Below are 16,588 nucleotides of genomic sequence, written 5' to 3'. Positions count from 1 at the left end.
GCTCTTTGATATCGATTAGACACTACATTTGTCTAGGTTAGTTTGAAAGATCCTACCTGATTATTTATACGAATCTAAACGTTTCTTTAGGAAAAGATTGTCTATATATCTAAACATGAGCATAGTATATCAAATCCACTCTACAAAAATAGCCCAGCAGGCAGTTGGTTCATCCTAAACCACCAGCCTGCTGGCTTTTCTGTTTATCCGAGTTTTCGATTCACAATAGCCTGAATAGCATTGTAGTCATATCCGGCTTTGGTCAGTCGGTTTTTCCGATCAGCTCCATTACCCCACTTACCCTGGGTGACCTCATTGGCAATCGTCTCATTCGACTTTTTGCTGCCTCCCAGCTCCTGGTTGACCAGAGTCTGGATAGCATTGGGATCATACCCAGCCGTCTTAAGGCGGTTGATCCGATCCTGTCCGTTACCCCACTTGCCATTAATAACTTCCTGGGCGATCACGTTGTTAGACTTCTTCGCAGGAGCGACAGATGTGGCTTTCTGGCCAAGAAGAGAATTCACCTTCGCCTGAACGGCATTGTAATCATATCCGGCTGCGGTCAGTCTGTTCTTTCGATCATCCCCATTGCCCCATTTTCCGTTGATGACTTCTTTGGCAATTTCATCAACGGATTTTTTGCCGGTGGGCTTGGCAGTTGTTGTACCATTGACCTGCTTAACCAGCTCCGGAAATTTGCTCTTGAGATATGGTCCTGGACAATTGGTCGCCGCAAACATGTCATGGCAGGTCAGAGTTCCACTAGCATTCCCTGTCCAGGTAAGGCTGATGCCATACCTCTGGCAGATATCCCTGCAGAGATTGACGAGAGAATTGAAGGCAGCAGCGGAAACTGGCCAGTTTCCACCTGCGGAAGAATTGGCTACCTCGATTGTGATGGCCTGATTATCATTTTCCCAGGAACTGGACGTCCAGGCTCTGAACTCTTCCGGAACGCCGCCCCAGATGGTACCGTCGGTGCCAATGTAGTAGTTGGCAGAAGCCTGTCTATCTCCAGAGAAATGATAGTAGGCACAGTCTTTGGCCGACATATTACCAGCCATATGGTGTGGCGTGATCTTTTGATTTTCGAGGTACGGGCATTGGCTTTAGCGTAGATCGGTGTCGATCCACTAATCAGTTTTGAATAGGTCATATTATTTCTCCTCCTTGATGGCACTTCCTCTAGCAAAGACCAGATCGTCAATTCGTCTTGCGCAGTCCAGCATCTGCTTGGAATGGTTACCTTCTACGTTGTGTTTGAGAAGGTTGCTGGTGGATTCAAGCAGCAGGTGATTCACGTCCTGCTGCAACAGAAAACTGTGATGGTCTCTGTCCAGTTTTTCCTGGTGCTCGGCCAGCTCATCTTTGAGAGTTCGAATCTCATCTTCCAGGACTCTCACTCGTTCTTTGAGCTTCGAGAATGGCTTAAAAGCCAAAGACAAAAGCGCTGCCAGCGATGACAGCGCTCCTGCTAAAGCTCCAAGCCAGACAATGCTTGTTTCCAGTTCAGGCATTCTCCACCTCCGGAAGACCGGCTACAGAGGTCAGAAGGCTGACCAGACCAGCCAGTGCGGAGGCAGAAAGGACGACAAGAAAGTCGACCTCGGTAATCAGAGCGGAAGCTCCAATAACGCCAACAGCCGTCTGCGATACAGTTTTAATGGCGCGGACGGCTGCTGCTTTGATCCAGATTTTCGTTTTGTTACTCATTGAAACATCTCCTTTCATGCTTGCTTCTCCCAAGCGGTTGGAAGATCCGTTGGACTGAACGCTGTATCTTCAAGTGCCTTATAGATAGATCCATCCGTGAAAGTCATGAACTCTCCAGATTTGTACAGATCATGAGCTCCGCTAGGCGTAGACCAGGGATAGGCATGATCCTTGTCTTTGCCATGGTACGGTTTCCAGATGGTTGCGACAGACTGATCCCAGTCGGGATGAATGCTTCCGTCATAGTCGACAAGACATTCAAAAGGCTGGTCAGATTCCCGATCCCGGAAGATCTCACCAGCCTTATAGGAAGCATTCTGCCGATATACCGGAAAGCCAAGATCAAATTCTGCAGGATCACCACCATCGTTTACGACCTCTTTCGTCAGAAAGAGAACCAATTTTCGCAAAAGAGAATCAGCTTGTCGTCTTCATTCATCTACGTTCACTCCTTTCAAGATGTTGAGAATCCGGTCGGTTCGATCTTCCGCTTTGACGATTTGTCTGGGCTTGAACCATTCCAACACTGGTGGGTTCTCAATTTTGGCTGACCTCCAATCTGCTGTTGGGTTTTCTTCAAAGCGAGTTGTCCGACGCACTGGAATATTCGGATCAAATAGTGATTCATCTCCGATATGCTGAATAGTTACCGGAATCGTGGATAATACTGGAATCTGTTTGTGTCTGAGAAAGCTGAGAATCCCAAAGCTTTCCAGAGCATCGTTTCCAAACACGGTATCGATATAGTTGCAGCATTCTTCGACGATACCGATTGGCAGCAGAATGGCACATCCCCACATCGACCAGTCATGGTAAATATAGGGACTTTCCAGTCCGCTGATGAAGTCGTTGTAAGACTCACCATCAAAGGCCATGGTGAAAAGCGAAAAGGCGCAATCCGGATGCGACTGCGCCATTTGCTCAATGATTTGTTTGAATCCACTACAAACCTGGACATTGTCATTCAATACGACTCTGTGGGTCACTCCTTCCTCGTGATGAAGCAGCCAGGTTTGTTTGACCGCAAGATAGGGATTTCCGGTTTCGGTGCTTTTATCATAGAAAATATCCTGATCGGTAAGTTCTAGAGTATCTCGTAAGTTTTCCGCCATTTCCTGACGCTGGCGTGAAGCAACAATTTTGATGTCGACCATTCTCATCACCTCCTAGGCCGATGTTCTCCACTCAATACAGTTGAGAATGCAGGTGGACGAACACGATGTGGATGGATAGTACAATTTCAAGCATTTTTGGCCACAGACCTCATACGGCTGTTTTTTGTAGTTTAAAACTGGTCCAAAAAGCGAAGATCGGATTTGAAAACTGGGCCACCTGACTTGTACCGTACTCCGTAATGGAGGACTAGAAAGTGCATACTCAGATGACAGTTTTCAAATACATCGATTTACGAACACCAGGAGTCTCATCCAGAAAAGCCGCTGCGCTGTGCTCGATCTCGAGAACCACTGGTGAGAAGTATTACAGGAAGTACAAGGAAAGAGAGAGTCTCTGGAAGCTGATCCAACCCACGAAAACAGCCGAACGTTTATTGAGGAGTGTATCGATCCGCCTTCATACGACAGTTCATCCAGACAACCTCGGAAATACAGTCCAGAGGTCGACGCGCTTCTGGATCAAATTCTTGAAGACGAAGAAGAAAAGACACGCCTGCTCGGGTCTGGACATAAGCAGCAGCTGACCTGCTTACAGATCTGGGATCTGATCAGGGCTGCTGGATTCGACATTGGATTGTCGACCATCACAAAAGGGTCAAAGAGAAAAGGAACAGGCACAGAGAATGCTTCATCAGTCAGGACTACGAACCAGGTGACCGGTTTGAATACGATTTTGGCGAAGTGAAGCTGATGATTAATGGTCAGAGAAAGACGTTCTATCTGGCCGTTATGACTTCGCCATGGTCAGGCTATCGAGCTGCCTGCCTGTACCAAAACCAGAAAAGTCAGGTCTTCTTTGAATCGATGATCCGCTTCTTCAATGAAGTCGGCGGAATCTTCAGAGAGGGCGTTTACGACAATATGAGAAACGTCGTCTCGAAATTCATAGGAAGAAACGAGAAAGAAATTAATCCGGAACTTATCCGCTTCGCCCATTACTACGGGTTCAGGGTAAACGTTACGAACGCATTTTCTGGAAATGAGAAAGGATCCGTCGAACGTTCCGTTGAAGTAGTTCGAAATAAGAGCTTCGCCTTGAAATACAAATTCGACAGTCTCGAAGAAGCTAGAATGTGGCTCAAGGATCGTCTGGATGAACTGAATAAAGATACGAAGCGGAAAGAAGAACAGCCGTTTCTGAAGCTGCTCCTTCCTGACTATGAAGCGGCTCAGATCGCTGAGCGGATAGTAAATAAATACTCTTTAATCAGCGTTGACAATAATCAGTATTCCGTTCCCGATAATCTGATTGGTAAAAAGTAAGAGTTAAAACCTACACAGAAACAATCAAAGTTTATTACGAACATGAACAGGTAGCTGAACATCAGAGAATCAATGATGGAAAACAAAAACGTGCTTCGATATTCGGCACTATCTAAGCACGCTGCGTAAAAAGCCTGGAGCTTTAAGAAACAGTACAGCCCTCAAAGCGGATCCAGAACTCAAATCAATTTACGACAACTATTTTAGCGAAAAGCCGAAAGAATTCATAGAAATACTCACCAGACACAAAGACCGGCCTATGGAAGAAATCAAAGATCTGCTCAGGATAGAAGCCTGTCAGGCACCTCAGCGCCAATCTGTCTATGAGCCTCTGGCCGCACAGGCAGAGGAATACCAGGCACTCTTTGCCTAGAAAGCGAGTATGAAATGAACATTGAAGCTTACGCCAAAAGGCTGCGCCTGCCTTTTATCCGCCAGAACTATAAGGAACTGGCTGCCCAAGCGAGAGAAGATCACCTTGATTACGAAGAATTTCTGGAAAAGGTCCTCAAAGGCGAAACGATCAGCCGCAATGAAAACTGTATTCAGAAGCGGATCCAGCTGGCGCATTTCCCAAATCGGATGTCTCTGGAAGACTTTCAAACGGAACATTTGAGAATCGAAATCCAGCAGAAAGTAAAAGAGCTCTCAACTCTGGACTTTATAAAAAATGGAGAAAACGTAATCCTGATTGGAAATCCAGGAACGGGAAAAAGTGCCTTGTCTATCTGTCTGGGCATGGAAGCCTGTCTGAACAATATGAGCGTTCTGTTTATCGGGGTGTCCGATCTGTTGATCGAGATCCGTGAAGCCATGAGCCAGAACCAGCTGCTTCGATATAAGAAGCGTTTTGAAAGTTTTGACCTCGTGATATTGGACGAACTTGGATACTGCTCATTCGATCAGAAATCTGGTGAGATTCTGTTTAACTTGATTTCGAGTCGCAATGGCAAGAAGTCCTTGATCGTCGCAAGCAATCTGGAGCTCAACCGCTGGAGCGAGATTTTCAAAGATGAAGTACTGACGTTAGCGATGATTGATCGACTGGCTTATAAGGCCTACATGATCAATATGACCGGCCAGAGTTACAGGCTTCGTGAAACCAAGAAATGGGTTGAAGAAAAATCAGGCGGAAAAATCAGAAAAGCGCGTCACCCCTAGGGGGTGAAGGGAGAAGGAACTGCTCTGGAAAGAGCAGTCTTCTATAACCCAAAGTGGACCAGTTTTCAATTACGCAACTGGACCAGTTTTCAATTGACAAAAACAGACCAGATCTCCGTCGAAAACGTCCACATGCTCCAGCTTCTGGAGAAGTTCCAGGTAATGCTTCGTGCGTTCTCCTTCGTATTGCATGTCCCTGGTCTTGGCAGCCAGCTTCGCATGATCTTTCTCAAGTTGCTCATACTCGATGAGCAGCTGATTGTAGGTTTCGTTGAAGTTGGCAGGTGTTTCTTCGATAAGCTTCTCGGCCTTCTCAGCGATCTTCTCCATCCTCGCCTGGATGCGGTCGGCTCTAATCTGGAGCTTTTCAGTGTTATAGGTGGCATCGAACTTTGCACTCCATTCGTCGAGGAGGCTCTGCTTGTCTCCAAGCAATTCGTTGAGCGCCTTTACGAATTCCCGCTCCAACACACTCTCTTGCACCTGATGTGATGGACAACGCTGGTCACTCTCGTATTTGTTTTTCCAGCATAACCACACCGGCACTTTCTTTCCGTTTGACCGAGTAGTAACGCTTCTGGTGTACCAGGATTTGCAGACTGCACACTGAACTCGGTGGCTGAATGGGTAAGGCGTATGGCAGCCCAACCGTTCTTTACCATATCTGTACTTGCGGTCTTTGATGATCTTTTGCACCTTGTCGAAATCCTCTGCGCTGATGATTCCTTGATGAGAGTTGGTGATGTAGTAGGAAGGGATGGCTCCTTTGTTCTTGACCTGCTTTTTCGTAATGAAGTCAGGCGTGTAGACCTTCTGGAGATGAAGGTCGCCTTTGTATTTCTCGTTCATCAACATTTGCTTGATAACATTCCGATCCCATTTATCTCGACCAAACTTGGTCTTGATGTGATGGCTTTCCAGGTAGTTCTTGATGTCGGTGTAGGTACTGCCTTCCAGAAACATCCGGAAGATCAATCGAACAATCTCGGCTTCTTCCTCGACGATCTTGACTCCACCGTCTTCTGCTCTGGTATAGCCCATCAGATTGCCGTAAGGGATCTTGTAGGGCCCTTCTTCATATTTCTTCCGGACGCCCCATTTCACGTTTTCAGAAATGCTGCGGCTTTCTTCCTGCGCCAGGGAGGACATGATAGTCAGCAGCAGCTCACCTTTGCCATCGAATGTCCAGATGTTTTCTTTTTCGAAGTAGACCTCCACGCCATGTTCTTTGAGTTCCCGAATGGTGGTCAGGGAGTCGACTGTGTTTCTGGCAAATCGGCTAACAGACTTGGTGATGATCAGGTCAATCTTGTGGTCCAACGCGTCCTGGATCATTTGCTTGAAACCTTCACGGTGGGCTGTACTGGTTCCAGAAATACCCTCATCCGTATAAACGTTGACGTAATTCCAATCTGCCCGCTCACGGATCATGTTCTCGTAGTAGGAAACCTGCGTTTCATAGCTGCTTTGCTGTTCGTCCCGATCGGTGGAAACTCTGGCGTATGCAGCTACATTTTTCTGGCGACGATGGGCTGAACTCTGGCCATCGTTCTGGTTACAGGGATTTTTCGTACTTGCATGTTTTTCTCCTTCCGTCTGTGAAGTGGAACTCAAGGGTTCCGTCGAGATCGATGTCGATGTGGTCGATCTGTTCTCGAAAAATGACTGGACCAAATTTTTGCATTTCCAGCATGCTGGCCGGATCTTTCCAGGTCTTCTTCGTAAAGGTTCATGGAGTCACACTCGTCAAGGCGCGCTCGTCTCGAGTAACATTGCCAATAGATGTTTTTTGGCCTTTATAGCTCTGGACAATACGTTGATAATTCCGATGGCATTTCTTGCATTTGAGCTTGCCTGTAAAAGTGTTGTATTTCTTTCTGTTGTGATCGGGATGCCGGTTTTTCTGTGATGGTCGACAATCCAATGTCGAATCCAGCAGCCCTGATCAGATCCCAGATCTGTAAGCAGGTCAGCTGCTGCTTATGGCCAGACCCGAGCAGGCGTGTCTTTTCTTCTTCGTCTTCAAGAATTTGATCCAGAAGCGCGTCGACCTCTGGACTGTATTTCCGAGGTTGTCTGGATGAACTGTCGTATGAAGGCGGATCGATACACTCCTCAATAAACGTTCGGCTGTTTTCGTGGGTTGGATCAGCTTCCAGAGCCTCTCTCTTTTCCTTGTACTTCCTGTAATACTTCTCGCCAGTGGTTCTCGAGATCGAGCACAGCGCAGCGGCTTTTCTGGATGAGATTCCTTGTGTTCGTAAATCGATGTATTTGAAAACTGTCATCTGAGTATGCACTTTCTAGTCCTCCATTACGGAGTACGATACAAGTCAGGTGGCCCAGTTTTCAAATCCGATTTTCGCTTTTGGACCAGTTTTAAACTACAAAAAATAAAAAGGACAAGAAAACGGCGGAAAGGCTCAAGCGGTTCATATTTTTGATTGCGATTGTGAATCTGTTAGAGTGAATGCGAGCGGAGCAGAAGCCAGACCATGCACGGCTGGACGGTTCTGACCGATAATACAAATAAGCGAAAACAGGATCCGAATGTGGAGGTATGCTCCGCACGGAAGGATCTTTGAAACACAGGGAGAAAACAGATGGAATACAAAACCGATGAAATGCTTCGAAACTGGACAACGCTGCGGATCGGCGGCCCGGCTGCACGTTTTTATGAACCGGAAACCATTGCGCAGATTCAGGAGATTCTCGAAGAAAATAAGAAAGCCCAGGCGCCGCTTCTCGTTCTGGGAAACGGATCCAATGTTCTTTTTGAAGACGAAGGCTATGACGGCTGGATTATTCATCTAGGCGAAGCCTTCTCTGGTATTGAGGAAGAAGAAAACGGCGTCGTCCGGACGCTGGCCGGCACCACCAATGAAGAGCTGGCGGATTATCTCGCCAGGCACGGACTGACCGGTTTTGAATTTGCGAGCGGGATTCCGGGTACAGTCGGCGGAGCAGTCATCATGAATGCCGGTGCCTATAACGGGGAATACAAGGATATCCTCGTCCGCGTTGGCTATCTGGATGAAAACGGCGTCCTGCACGAAAAGAGTGCCCAGGAACTGGATCTTGGCTATCGACATTCCTGGTTTACCGACCATTTTGGCATTGTGGTTTACGCGGATCTGCAGTTTGAAGAAGACCGTCCGGAAAACGTGAAAGCCCGTATGGATGATCTGCACGATCGCCGCCACTCCAAACAGCCGATGGACAAAGCGTCCGCCGGATCCACGTTTAAGCGTCCGGCAAAGGCTACGCTTCCGCGCTCATTCAGGAATGCGGTCTGCAGGGAAAATGCGTCGGCGATGCGATGGTATCCACGAAGCATGCCGGTTTTCTGATCAACGAAGATCAGGCGACATGCAAGGAATTCCTGGAACTGGTTGCGCTCGTTCAGGACGAAGTGCGCAGACAGAAAGGCATCGATCTCGAACTCGAAGTCCACTACATTTGCAAAAACGGATAGATATCGGAGCAAAATCCTGTATCCCGATTCGTTGTACGACAGGACTTAAAAAGCAGAGCCGCCCTCTGAAGCAGGAAGAAGCGGGCGGCAAACAGAAAGAAAACACGTCTGCACTGTCAATCGGAGAAAAGATCCGAAAGGTTCAGACGTGTTTTTGTTTTCGTATCATTTTGCGGCCGTTTCGCTGTGACGACGGTTTGCGTCAGAAGGCGCTTTACGTCGGAGCGGCGTTTTTATCGGCTATTTGGCAGCAGGCTTTGAGGATTTATGATCCGGCTTGTTGATCGACAAAAAGTGTTCCACGAGCTTGTTTTGCATTTCGGGATCTTCAACGCGCTGACCGTCGATTTCAAAGGCGGCTTCACCGGTCTTGGCCGAGATCAGAACGGTGATAATCTGATCGTCGTATGTGAAGGTACCGCTGGGGATGAAGACGCTTTTGCGCCTTTGACGGGATTCTGGATTTTCTTTCTGGCAGCAGGCATGGAATTCTCCTTTTCTTTCGCATTGCTTTGGACTTTCCCTCCAGAAATGGACAGTAGACAACCGCAATCGGTTTGCGACGGTCTTGTGAAGATCGCAAATCTGGCTGTGAAAGCCTTTCTTTTCCAGTCATTTTGCCTTATGTCAAAGGAAAGGGACGACTAGATTGACTGACTCTTCTGTTTTTTATAATTGTATATGCAAACCATTCTTCAGGGCAGGGTGAAATTCCCTACTGGCGGTATACTCCGCGAACCTTCGGGCCGAGCCGTGTGAAACTCCGGCAGCAACAGTTATAGTCTGGATGAAAGAAGAACTTTTTTGTGCGCTTTTCTGTGTGCATAAGACCTGGAAGATGGCGAAAGCAGGTTTCTTTGTAACAGGAGGTGCAATATGAAAAAATAAGTACAAAGAAAATGACCGTACTGGCTCTGTTCTGCGCATTGGCTGTCGTTCTGACGCTGCTGTTTCGCGTTCCGCTGGTACCGTCCGTCTCGTTTCTGACCTATGATGCCAAGGATGTCGTCATCGGCATGGCGGGATTTTTATTTGGTCCGATCAGTGCGATGATCGTTTCCGCAATTTCTTCGGCAATTGAACTGCTTTTTCGCGGCGGCAATATAATCGACTGGCTTATGAACGTCCTCTCAAGCTGTGCCTTTGCATGCACGGCCGCTGTCGTCTACAAGCGGATGCATTCCAAAAACGGAGCGTTTGTCGGCCTTTGCGCCGGTATTGCGGTACAGATCGTGGTCATGCTTCTCTGGAACTACATCATGGATCCGATCTATTTTGGAATGCCAAGAGAGGCAGTGGTGACACTTCTGCCCGCTATCGCGCTGTTCAACTTCCTCAAGGGGCTGATCAATGCGGGCATTCTGCTTCTGGTCTATAAGCCAGTCTCCAACGCTCTTCACAAATCGGGGGCGCTGGGCAAGCGGGAAGAAGAAGAGATCACCGGTCACAAGATGGCTGGCGCAGTCGGCACCTTTGCGATTCTTACTCTGGCCATCATTATCCTGGCTGTGATCAACGTGATCTAAAGAAGGTTCCGCCAAGGAATCGAATTCCTTTCATCACCCACAAACAAAAAGAAAATCCAGCCGCAAGGCAGGAAGGAGAAAATCAATGGAAAAAGAAATGGGCTTTGAAACCGCCGTAGAGAAATACAGCGCCAAACTGGGCGACTGGAAAATCATGGCTCTGGCAAGCTGCGTGGATAACTATCCAATGGTGCGCAATGTATCTTGCCTGTTTTACAACGACAAAATCTACTTCAAGACCGACAAGAATTTCCGCAAGACTCAGCAGCTGTATGCCAACCCGCGCGTAGCTATGTGCTTCAACGGTACGCAGGTAGAAGGCACCGCCAAAATCACGGGTCTGGTCGTGGAAGAAGAAGGCCGTGTATTCGAGAAGAAATATAAAGAATTTCTCTGGCAGTCCTACAATGCCTACTCGCATGAAGACACCGAGATTCTCGTGGAAGTAACACCCCATTTCGTGGAAATCTGGGATGAAGACGAAAACCGCAACGCGTACCAGATCTTCATCAACTTCGATGAGAAAAAGCGGTCTACAAACCTTACGACTAATTCGTTCATTCCAGACAGCCGCTTTTCACAAAGCCGCTCTATTCGATTTACCGGCAGATCCAGTCAAAGGGTCTGCCTTTTTCATGCAGAAAAGGCGGATCTCTCCGGCAGCCTGTTTCCTACGGGTCGCCGGCGCCCTCTGAAAAATAGCCGGGAACGCTTCGGAAACGTAAAAAGCCAAGTATAGAAGGGCGCTTAAGCCTCACGAAACAGCTGTTCATTTAACGAATTGCTTAAATGAACAAATTGAAGTTAAAAAGTTGACATTGTTCTTTGCCACAGGTATTATAACCAAGCATTCCAAATGGCGGTTGTGGTGAAGCGGTTAACACAGCGGATTGTGGCTCCGTCATGCGCGCGTTCGAATCGCGTCAGCCGCCCCATATGCAAACATAAAGGTTTAACCTTTCAAATATCCCTGCTCAAAAGCGGATTCGCTCCAGAGCAGGGGATTTTTTATCCACTCCTCTTTTTCCAGAGCGCATCCTGGAAGACACAAGCGATTCGGTGCGGGTCGGATTGCCGGAAAGTGTAAGGAAAAAGAAATAATCAATAATAGCGAATATGCATGCTGAATTTCTTGCATAATCGGTATAGATATATAGGTGTAAGTTAAATAACTGTTTCAGATCCGTGCAAACGAACTAACCCGGTGCAGAGGGGTGTCATGCTGCCGGGAGTTCAGGTGAATGCTCGTAAAATCCAATACGGATACGTTTTGGAGGATGCGATCGGACGGCAGCAATGTCATCTGTGAAGAAGAGAAACTCTTCAAGCGCACTGAACATGCTGGATCCAGCCTGAAACAAAGGTACCGATCATCACCGGCTCGCAATAGACGCTCTGTGAAAAGAATCCTGCCTCTGTCTGAACTGGTCTTCAGTTCATGCAGGAAATACCAGTCAAGAGCCGGGGCAGCTCATCCGGGAAACCGGAGATCTGATATGTCGGATTCGGGCAGCAGAATCTGCCGCCCGCTAAGAGTTGGATTTTCTGGTGCCAGGGGCACAGCGAAAAATAGATACTCTGGATGACATGTGAAAGATGAGGGTGTCATTCCCTTGCTGGCATTGGTCCATTGGACAGGGCGATACGTCGAGAGGTCGCTGCTTTCGGCTCAGAATCGTTTTCCGGGTGACTGAATAGGTTTCAGCTGTATTTGCAGCAGCGTCAAGAAAAGCGCAGTTCGTTTGTCTGGACGTGAAATGGGAATCATAAATTCGGGATTGGAATCGAGGAACAGGATCGATTAAAAGTTCAGTCCTGTTCCCCTTCATTTTGAATTGCATAAGAGTGCAAAATCCGCTTGTCGAACCGGCAGGCTTTTTCATTGGGACTGCTCTCGATTCAGCGTTCTTCTGTGAATTTCAAAATCCTTTCTTTGATGACATTTGTCTTACGCTCTGGACAAATGAGGCGTCTGTTTCTGGAAAAGGAATAGTATGAAGTCATTCAGTCTGATGCCTTCATTGTATTTTTGAATCCGTCAGAACTTGAATTCGATCAGTAAAGGGGACTGACAATGCAAGAAGAACTGTTAACGGAAGTATCCGTACATCTTCCGTTCGAAAAAATTCAGAACTGCCGCGATCTTGGCGGAATGATTGGAAAGGATGGTCGAGTGATTCGGCCTGGAAAGCTTTTTCGATCCGCTAAGCTTTCTCACGCTTCCAAACTCGATCGCATAACCTTCGAAGAACTGGGACTTGGCTGCATCGTGGATCTGCGATCCAGAGCAGAGCGCAATACGGAACCAGATAAACCGGTTGAAGGCGCACAGCTGGTGGAAGATCCCGTATTTCTCGAAATGGATCTTCGAAAACTCGCTGGCGGCAATGAACATCTGTTAAAGATGGCGCTCTCCAATTCCAGAAATATGATGGAACAGCTTTACGCGTCTTTCGTATGGTCGGAAGATGCGCGAAAAGCATGGAAACTTCTCTTTAAGGTGTTTCTGGAAACGGATGGCGGTGTGGTCTGGCACTGTACGCAGGGCAAGGATCGGACCGGTATTGGCGCGGCGCTGATTGAATATGCGCTGGGCGTAGATATGGATACGATTCTGACTGACTATTTGCAGACCAATCTGTACATGAGCAAAAACGCGGCAAGAGACCGCATGTTAGCGTCGGCGGTCTTTAAGAAAGGCAAGGCTCTCGCTGACGATGAAATCGCCGGCTATCTCTTTGCGCACCGTTCCTACTTTGAAGCTTTTGACCGCTCGATTCAGGAACATTACAGTTCTTGGGACGCGTTCCTGAAAGAGGGGCTTGACCTTACTGAAGAAGACCTGCATAACCTGCAAAAGAAGTATCTGATGGATTAGCGGGTAGACAGCAAATAAACTCTGTGCTTCGAATTCCCGCTGAGGTGAAAGAAGAATACAGCGATCAGTTATCTGAAGCCTGTGAAGGACGAGCAGTGGGTGACTTCTCTGTTTTGTACCGTTAAAACAATAATAGAAAAGGATCAGTTAAAAGAGTATTCGAGGAGGTCCTTTATGCGCGCTTATGATCCTGAATTAGCAAAATTGGAAAAAGAAGTAATGCCGTGGGTATGTGTGGATCCCGAAACTGGATTTTTAAACTGAGAGACGATGCGCGTACTGACATTGAAGAAAAAGACAAGCTGTACGATAAACTGTTTCAGACATTAGTAGACGGGTCCCTGAAGGTTGCCGTTAAGAAATAGATTGCAAGAGCCGCTTGAGCGGCTCTTTTCTTTTGGAGCACGATATCGAGGATGTTCTGCTTTAAATCCGCCACACACTCAAGCCATTGATCGTGTGAAAAGACGTAACGGAAGGCTCCCCATTTGTTTGAGCGGATAACTTGTTTGATTCGATCACTGGATAAATCAATACGTGGCTGTTTTCAGAATCGCCTTATGAACAAAAGAAGCCAGGCGTTTGTCGACTCGAGATCGGTCCAATCCGTCACGGTTATTCAATGGAAGCAAAATCATGAATGGGAACTGCAGTACCAGCAGCCGCCTGCACCAAAACAAAACCCCTTTGTCCATTCTGGATAAAGGGTAAGTATTCGATGGCAGCGCGTACGGGATTTGAACCCGTGAATGCAGCCTTGAGAGGGCTGTGGCTTCAACCGCTTGCCGAACGCGCCATTTGCTTAATTAATCTATCACAGACAGTCGAAAATAGCTAGAAAAAAGAACAGGGGCTGTGTGCAGGAAGATGTACGGCCCTTTAAAAATGTAAGCGTTATGGGGATATGCCATATTCATTTTTGCCATTTTCCGGGTCAGGTTTGCTGGAAATTTTTGCAAACTTGAAAGAGGAATTCACGAAAAAACAGGGAAGGAAAAATACGGTGAAAATGTGGGAAAAAACGAAGAAAAATGGATAAACATCGACATTCATCTTTTGAACAACCCCAATTCTGCTATCATTGAAAGCGGTTACGTTCATAAGAAAGGAAATTTGACGTATGCAAAACACAAGTATGGAAATGATCCTGGTCATTGTCATGATCATTTCTGCATTTGCGCTTCTGTACGCTGCCACACTCTATGGTTCCGTGAAAAAGAAAGCTCCGGCAACCAGAGAATGCAGGATCTGTCTTCCTATATTCAGGAAGGCGCGATGGCGTTTCTGAAACGCGAATACAAAATCATCATTATTTTCGTAGTCGTTGTGGCTATTGTACTGACAGCCCTGGGCTTCATCCCCTCGCTGCAGGGTGTTGACGGTGTTGGCTGGAGCGGTGCGATCTGCTTCGTGATCGGCGCACTGTTCTCTGGTCTGGCTGGTTTCATCGGTATGAAAGCCGCAACCAAAGCCAATGCGAAAACCGCAGAAGCGGCTCGTTCCGGCGGAATGCCAAAGGCTCTGCATGTTGCCTTCAACGGCGGTTCCGTTCTGGGTATCTGTGTAGTCGGCTTCGGTCTGCTTGGCCTTACGGCTCTCTTCCTTCTGTTCACGTTCGTATTTGGCGAACCGGAACAGGCAGTTCCTGTAGTATCTGGCTATTCTCTTGGCTGCTCCATGATCGCGCTGTTCGCTCGTGTGGGCGGCGGTATCTATACAAAAGCGGCGGACGTTGGTGCTGACCTGGTTGGTAAAGTCGAAGCCGGTATTCCGGAAGATGACCCGCGCAACCCGGCGGTTATCGCGGACAACGTAGGCGATAACGTAGGCGACATTGCTGGTATGGGTTCTGACCTGAACGAATCCTATGTAGGTTCTCTGATCTCCTGTATCGCTCTGGGTCTTACCGTAACAATCGGCGGCGTTTCCTATGCTGCACAGGCTACGATCTTCCCGTTCGTTATTGCGGCTGCCGGTATTGTCGCAGCCATCCTTGCTCAGGCATTCGTTCGTATGAAAACCTGGGAAAATCCTCAGAAAGCTCTGAACATCGCAACATACGTTGCAACTATTATTGAAATCATCACGTCTCTTATTGCTTCTCTCTGGCTGTTCGGATCTGTATCGCAGTTCTTCTCGGTTTCCGTTGGTCTTGTTGTCGGCATGCTGCTGGGAAAAATCGCGGAATACTACACTTCGGATGAATACCCGAAAGTTAAGGAAATCGCTTCGGAATCCGAAACTGGACATGCGACAAACATTATTTCCGGTTTCTCCGTTGGTATGGAATCCACCATGCTGACTGTCGTAGTTCTGGTTCTGGGTATTGTTGTGGCGTATCTGTTTTCCGGAATGTATGGAATCGGTCTTGGCGCTGTCGGCATGCTCTCTACCTGCGGTATTACCGTTTCCGTTGATGCATATGGCCCAATTTCCGATAACGCCGGCGGTATTGCCGAAATGGCTGAACTCGATCCGAAAGTCCGCAAGATTACGGACCGTCTCGACTCTGTTGGAAACACTACTGCTGCAATCGGTAAAGGTTTCTGCATCGGTTCTGCTGCATTCACCGCGCTGGCTATGATCGTTGCCTTTGCACAGGCTGCTGGCCTTCAGTCAATTTCTCTGCTCCAGCCTGGTGTTCTTGTTGCTCTTCTGTTTGGTGCGATGCTGCCGTTCTACTTCACCGCGCTGACCATTCGTTCCGTTGGACGCGCTGCCAACAAGATGATCGAAAACGTACGTGCTCAGTTCAAAAATGATCCAGGCATTCTGGCTGGAACAAGCAAGCCAAACTACACTGAGTGCGTAGATATCTCTACCAAAGCTGCGCTGCATGAAATGGTTCTGCCTGGTCTGATCGCTCTGGTCAGCCCGGTGGTAATCGGTCTTCTTCTCGGATGCGAAGGTCTTGGCGGCATGCTGCTGGGCGCTCTGGTTTCTGCGATTATGCTGGCTGTCTTCATGGCAAACGCAGGCGGTGCCTGGGATAACGCCAAGAAGTTCATTGAATCCGGCGAACACGGCGGCAAAGGTTCCGAGGCGCATAAAGCTGCGGTTACCGGCGATACCGTCGGCGACCCGTTCAAGGATACGGCTGGTCCTGCCATGGATATCCTGATTAAGCTGATGTCCGTTATTTCTCTGATTCTGGCTCCTGTACTGGTACAGATACAGCCATGGCTCAGCTTCCTGTTCAACTAATCTTTTCTCTAAAACGCAAAAGCCGTCTTCCAAGCGAGGGCGGCTTTTTGCATGTACCCATTTTCGTAAAGCCGGGCACTTTGAGCAAAGGTGTCTGCAGAAAAAGGAAGCGACCGAGAACCCGGGCGCCAAAGCGGCTGAGAGTGCAACGTTATTCGGATTAGATTTGATCAAAAACGCGGAAAAGAAA

16 protein-coding genes, 2 tRNA genes and 1 riboswitch are annotated in these 16,588 nt (G+C 47.8%); of the genes, 10 read left to right on the top strand and 8 right to left on the bottom strand.

Annotated elements, in window-relative coordinates; all coding sequences use genetic code 11:
- Nucleotides 1–203: 203 nt before the first annotated feature.
- The 5 genes from KWG61_RS14380 to KWG61_RS14360 all read right to left on the bottom strand — a co-directional run bounded on the left by KWG61_RS14380 (nt 204) and on the right by KWG61_RS14360 (nt 2,870).
- Nucleotides 204–1,082, bottom strand: a complete 879-nt coding sequence (locus KWG61_RS14380) for an N-acetylmuramoyl-L-alanine amidase (protein WP_256460895.1) — start codon at nt 1,080–1,082, stop codon at nt 204–206.
- A gap of 78 nt (nt 1,083–1,160) precedes the next feature.
- Entirely contained in the window at nt 1,161–1,520 is a 360-nt protein-coding gene (locus KWG61_RS14375) for a hypothetical protein (RefSeq protein WP_230268513.1), read from the bottom strand.
- Nucleotides 1,513–1,716, bottom strand: a complete 204-nt coding sequence (locus KWG61_RS14370) for a holin (RefSeq protein ID WP_230268514.1) — start codon at nt 1,714–1,716, stop codon at nt 1,513–1,515. The genes KWG61_RS14375 and KWG61_RS14370 overlap by 8 nt, the downstream gene beginning before the upstream one ends.
- A 14-nt stretch (nt 1,717–1,730) precedes the next feature.
- Complete coding sequence (locus KWG61_RS14365; protein WP_242744403.1) at nt 1,731–2,126, bottom strand: hypothetical protein; 396 nt, start codon at nt 2,124–2,126, stop codon at nt 1,731–1,733.
- 21 nt (nt 2,127–2,147) lie between these two features.
- A complete protein-coding gene (locus KWG61_RS14360) occupies nt 2,148–2,870 on the bottom strand; it encodes a hypothetical protein (protein WP_230268516.1) in 723 nt (240 codons plus the stop codon).
- Nucleotides 2,871–3,581: 711 nt separating this feature from the next.
- Between KWG61_RS14360 and KWG61_RS14355 the strand changes: the two genes are divergently transcribed.
- Together KWG61_RS14355 and istB are read left to right on the top strand one after the other, a co-directional pair.
- Nucleotides 3,582–4,154 carry a hypothetical protein gene (locus KWG61_RS14355; RefSeq protein WP_242744401.1) on the top strand — a complete coding sequence of 191 codons (573 nt, stop codon included), beginning with the start codon at nt 3,582–3,584 and terminating at the stop codon, nt 4,152–4,154.
- A gap of 387 nt (nt 4,155–4,541) precedes the next feature.
- Nucleotides 4,542–5,315, top strand: coding sequence for an IS21-like element helper ATPase IstB (gene istB / locus KWG61_RS14350; protein ID WP_242744400.1), 774 nt, complete (start codon nt 4,542–4,544; stop codon nt 5,313–5,315).
- A gap of 69 nt (nt 5,316–5,384) precedes the next feature.
- On the opposite strand, the gene KWG61_RS14345 is transcribed toward istB, so the two are convergent.
- Nucleotides 5,385–6,929 carry a recombinase family protein gene (locus KWG61_RS14345; protein WP_242744398.1) on the bottom strand — a complete coding sequence of 515 codons (1,545 nt, stop codon included), beginning with the start codon at nt 6,927–6,929 and terminating at the stop codon, nt 5,385–5,387.
- 182 nt (nt 6,930–7,111) lie between these two features.
- Nucleotides 7,112–7,615, bottom strand: a complete 504-nt coding sequence (locus tag KWG61_RS14340; RefSeq protein WP_230268192.1) for a hypothetical protein — start codon at nt 7,613–7,615, stop codon at nt 7,112–7,114.
- A 303-nt stretch (nt 7,616–7,918) separates the two neighbouring features.
- Here KWG61_RS14340 and murB point away from each other — a divergent pair, with 303 nt between their 5' ends.
- From murB to KWG61_RS14310, 7 genes are all read left to right on the top strand, one after another.
- Nucleotides 7,919–8,665 (top strand): UDP-N-acetylmuramate dehydrogenase, encoded by a 747-nt coding sequence (murB, locus tag KWG61_RS14335; protein WP_367614219.1) that lies wholly within the window; start codon nt 7,919–7,921, stop codon nt 8,663–8,665.
- Nucleotides 8,635–8,790, top strand: a complete 156-nt coding sequence (locus KWG61_RS17835; protein ID WP_367614218.1) for a hypothetical protein — start codon at nt 8,635–8,637, stop codon at nt 8,788–8,790. The genes murB and KWG61_RS17835 overlap by 31 nt, the downstream gene beginning before the upstream one ends.
- A gap of 267 nt (nt 8,791–9,057) precedes the next feature.
- The gene (locus tag KWG61_RS14330; RefSeq protein WP_242744396.1) at nt 9,058–9,438 is read left to right on the top strand and encodes a hypothetical protein; all 381 of its coding nucleotides are present in this window, start codon (nt 9,058–9,060) and stop codon (nt 9,436–9,438) included.
- Between the two features lie 39 nt (nt 9,439–9,477).
- A riboswitch (FMN riboswitch) is annotated at nt 9,478–9,593 on the top strand.
- 66 nt (nt 9,594–9,659) lie between these two features.
- Nucleotides 9,660–10,316 carry an ECF transporter S component gene (locus KWG61_RS14325; protein WP_256460712.1) on the top strand — a complete coding sequence of 219 codons (657 nt, stop codon included), beginning with the start codon at nt 9,660–9,662 and terminating at the stop codon, nt 10,314–10,316.
- A gap of 85 nt (nt 10,317–10,401) precedes the next feature.
- Entirely contained in the window at nt 10,402–11,055 is a 654-nt protein-coding gene (locus KWG61_RS14320; RefSeq protein ID WP_242744392.1) for a pyridoxamine 5'-phosphate oxidase family protein, read from the top strand.
- 120 nt (nt 11,056–11,175) lie between these two features.
- A tRNA-His gene (locus tag KWG61_RS14315) sits at nt 11,176–11,251 on the top strand.
- A gap of 1,139 nt (nt 11,252–12,390) precedes the next feature.
- Complete coding sequence (locus KWG61_RS14310; protein ID WP_230268187.1) at nt 12,391–13,194, top strand: tyrosine-protein phosphatase; 804 nt, start codon at nt 12,391–12,393, stop codon at nt 13,192–13,194.
- A gap of 719 nt (nt 13,195–13,913) precedes the next feature.
- On the opposite strand, the gene KWG61_RS14305 is transcribed toward KWG61_RS14310, so the two are convergent.
- A tRNA-Glu gene (locus KWG61_RS14305) sits at nt 13,914–13,990 on the bottom strand.
- Nucleotides 13,991–14,205: 215 nt separating this feature from the next.
- On the opposite strand from KWG61_RS14305, the gene KWG61_RS14300 reads away from it, so the two are divergent.
- On the top strand, nt 14,206–16,398 hold the full coding sequence (locus KWG61_RS14300) for a sodium-translocating pyrophosphatase (RefSeq protein WP_242744391.1): 2,193 nt from the start codon (nt 14,206–14,208) through the stop codon (nt 16,396–16,398).
- Nucleotides 16,399–16,588 lie beyond the last annotated feature (190 nt).

Origin of the sequence: Allobaculum sp. Allo2, from assembly GCF_022701175.1 — a bacterium.
Lineage (GTDB): Bacteria > Bacillota_I > Bacilli_A > Erysipelotrichales > Erysipelotrichaceae > Allobaculum > Allobaculum fili.
The sequence above is the reverse complement of the archived record's forward strand: the minus strand, read 5'-3'. Positions and strand labels throughout refer to the sequence as shown.

What these genes read in the sequence shown, in the direction of transcription:
- KWG61_RS14375 (WP_230268513.1), bottom strand. Translation starts at nt 1,520, where the DNA reads ATGCCTGAACTGGAAACAAGCATTGTCTGGCTTGGAGCTTTAGCAGGA.
- KWG61_RS14370 (WP_230268514.1), bottom strand. Translation starts at nt 1,716, where the DNA reads ATGAGTAACAAAACGAAAATCTGGATCAAAGCAGCAGCCGTCCGCGCC.
- KWG61_RS14360 (WP_230268516.1), bottom strand. Translation starts at nt 2,870, where the DNA reads ATGGTCGACATCAAAATTGTTGCTTCACGCCAGCGTCAGGAAATGGCG.
- KWG61_RS14355 (WP_242744401.1), top strand. Translation starts at nt 3,582, where the DNA reads ATGATTAATGGTCAGAGAAAGACGTTCTATCTGGCCGTTATGACTTCG.
- istB (WP_242744400.1), top strand. Translation starts at nt 4,542, where the DNA reads ATGAACATTGAAGCTTACGCCAAAAGGCTGCGCCTGCCTTTTATCCGC.
- murB (WP_367614219.1), top strand. Translation starts at nt 7,919, where the DNA reads ATGGAATACAAAACCGATGAAATGCTTCGAAACTGGACAACGCTGCGG.
- KWG61_RS17835 (WP_367614218.1), top strand. Translation starts at nt 8,635, where the DNA reads ATGGTATCCACGAAGCATGCCGGTTTTCTGATCAACGAAGATCAGGCG.
- KWG61_RS14330 (WP_242744396.1), top strand. Translation starts at nt 9,058, where the DNA reads ATGATCCGGCTTGTTGATCGACAAAAAGTGTTCCACGAGCTTGTTTTG.
- KWG61_RS14320 (WP_242744392.1), top strand. Translation starts at nt 10,402, where the DNA reads ATGGAAAAAGAAATGGGCTTTGAAACCGCCGTAGAGAAATACAGCGCC.
- KWG61_RS14310 (WP_230268187.1), top strand. Translation starts at nt 12,391, where the DNA reads ATGCAAGAAGAACTGTTAACGGAAGTATCCGTACATCTTCCGTTCGAA.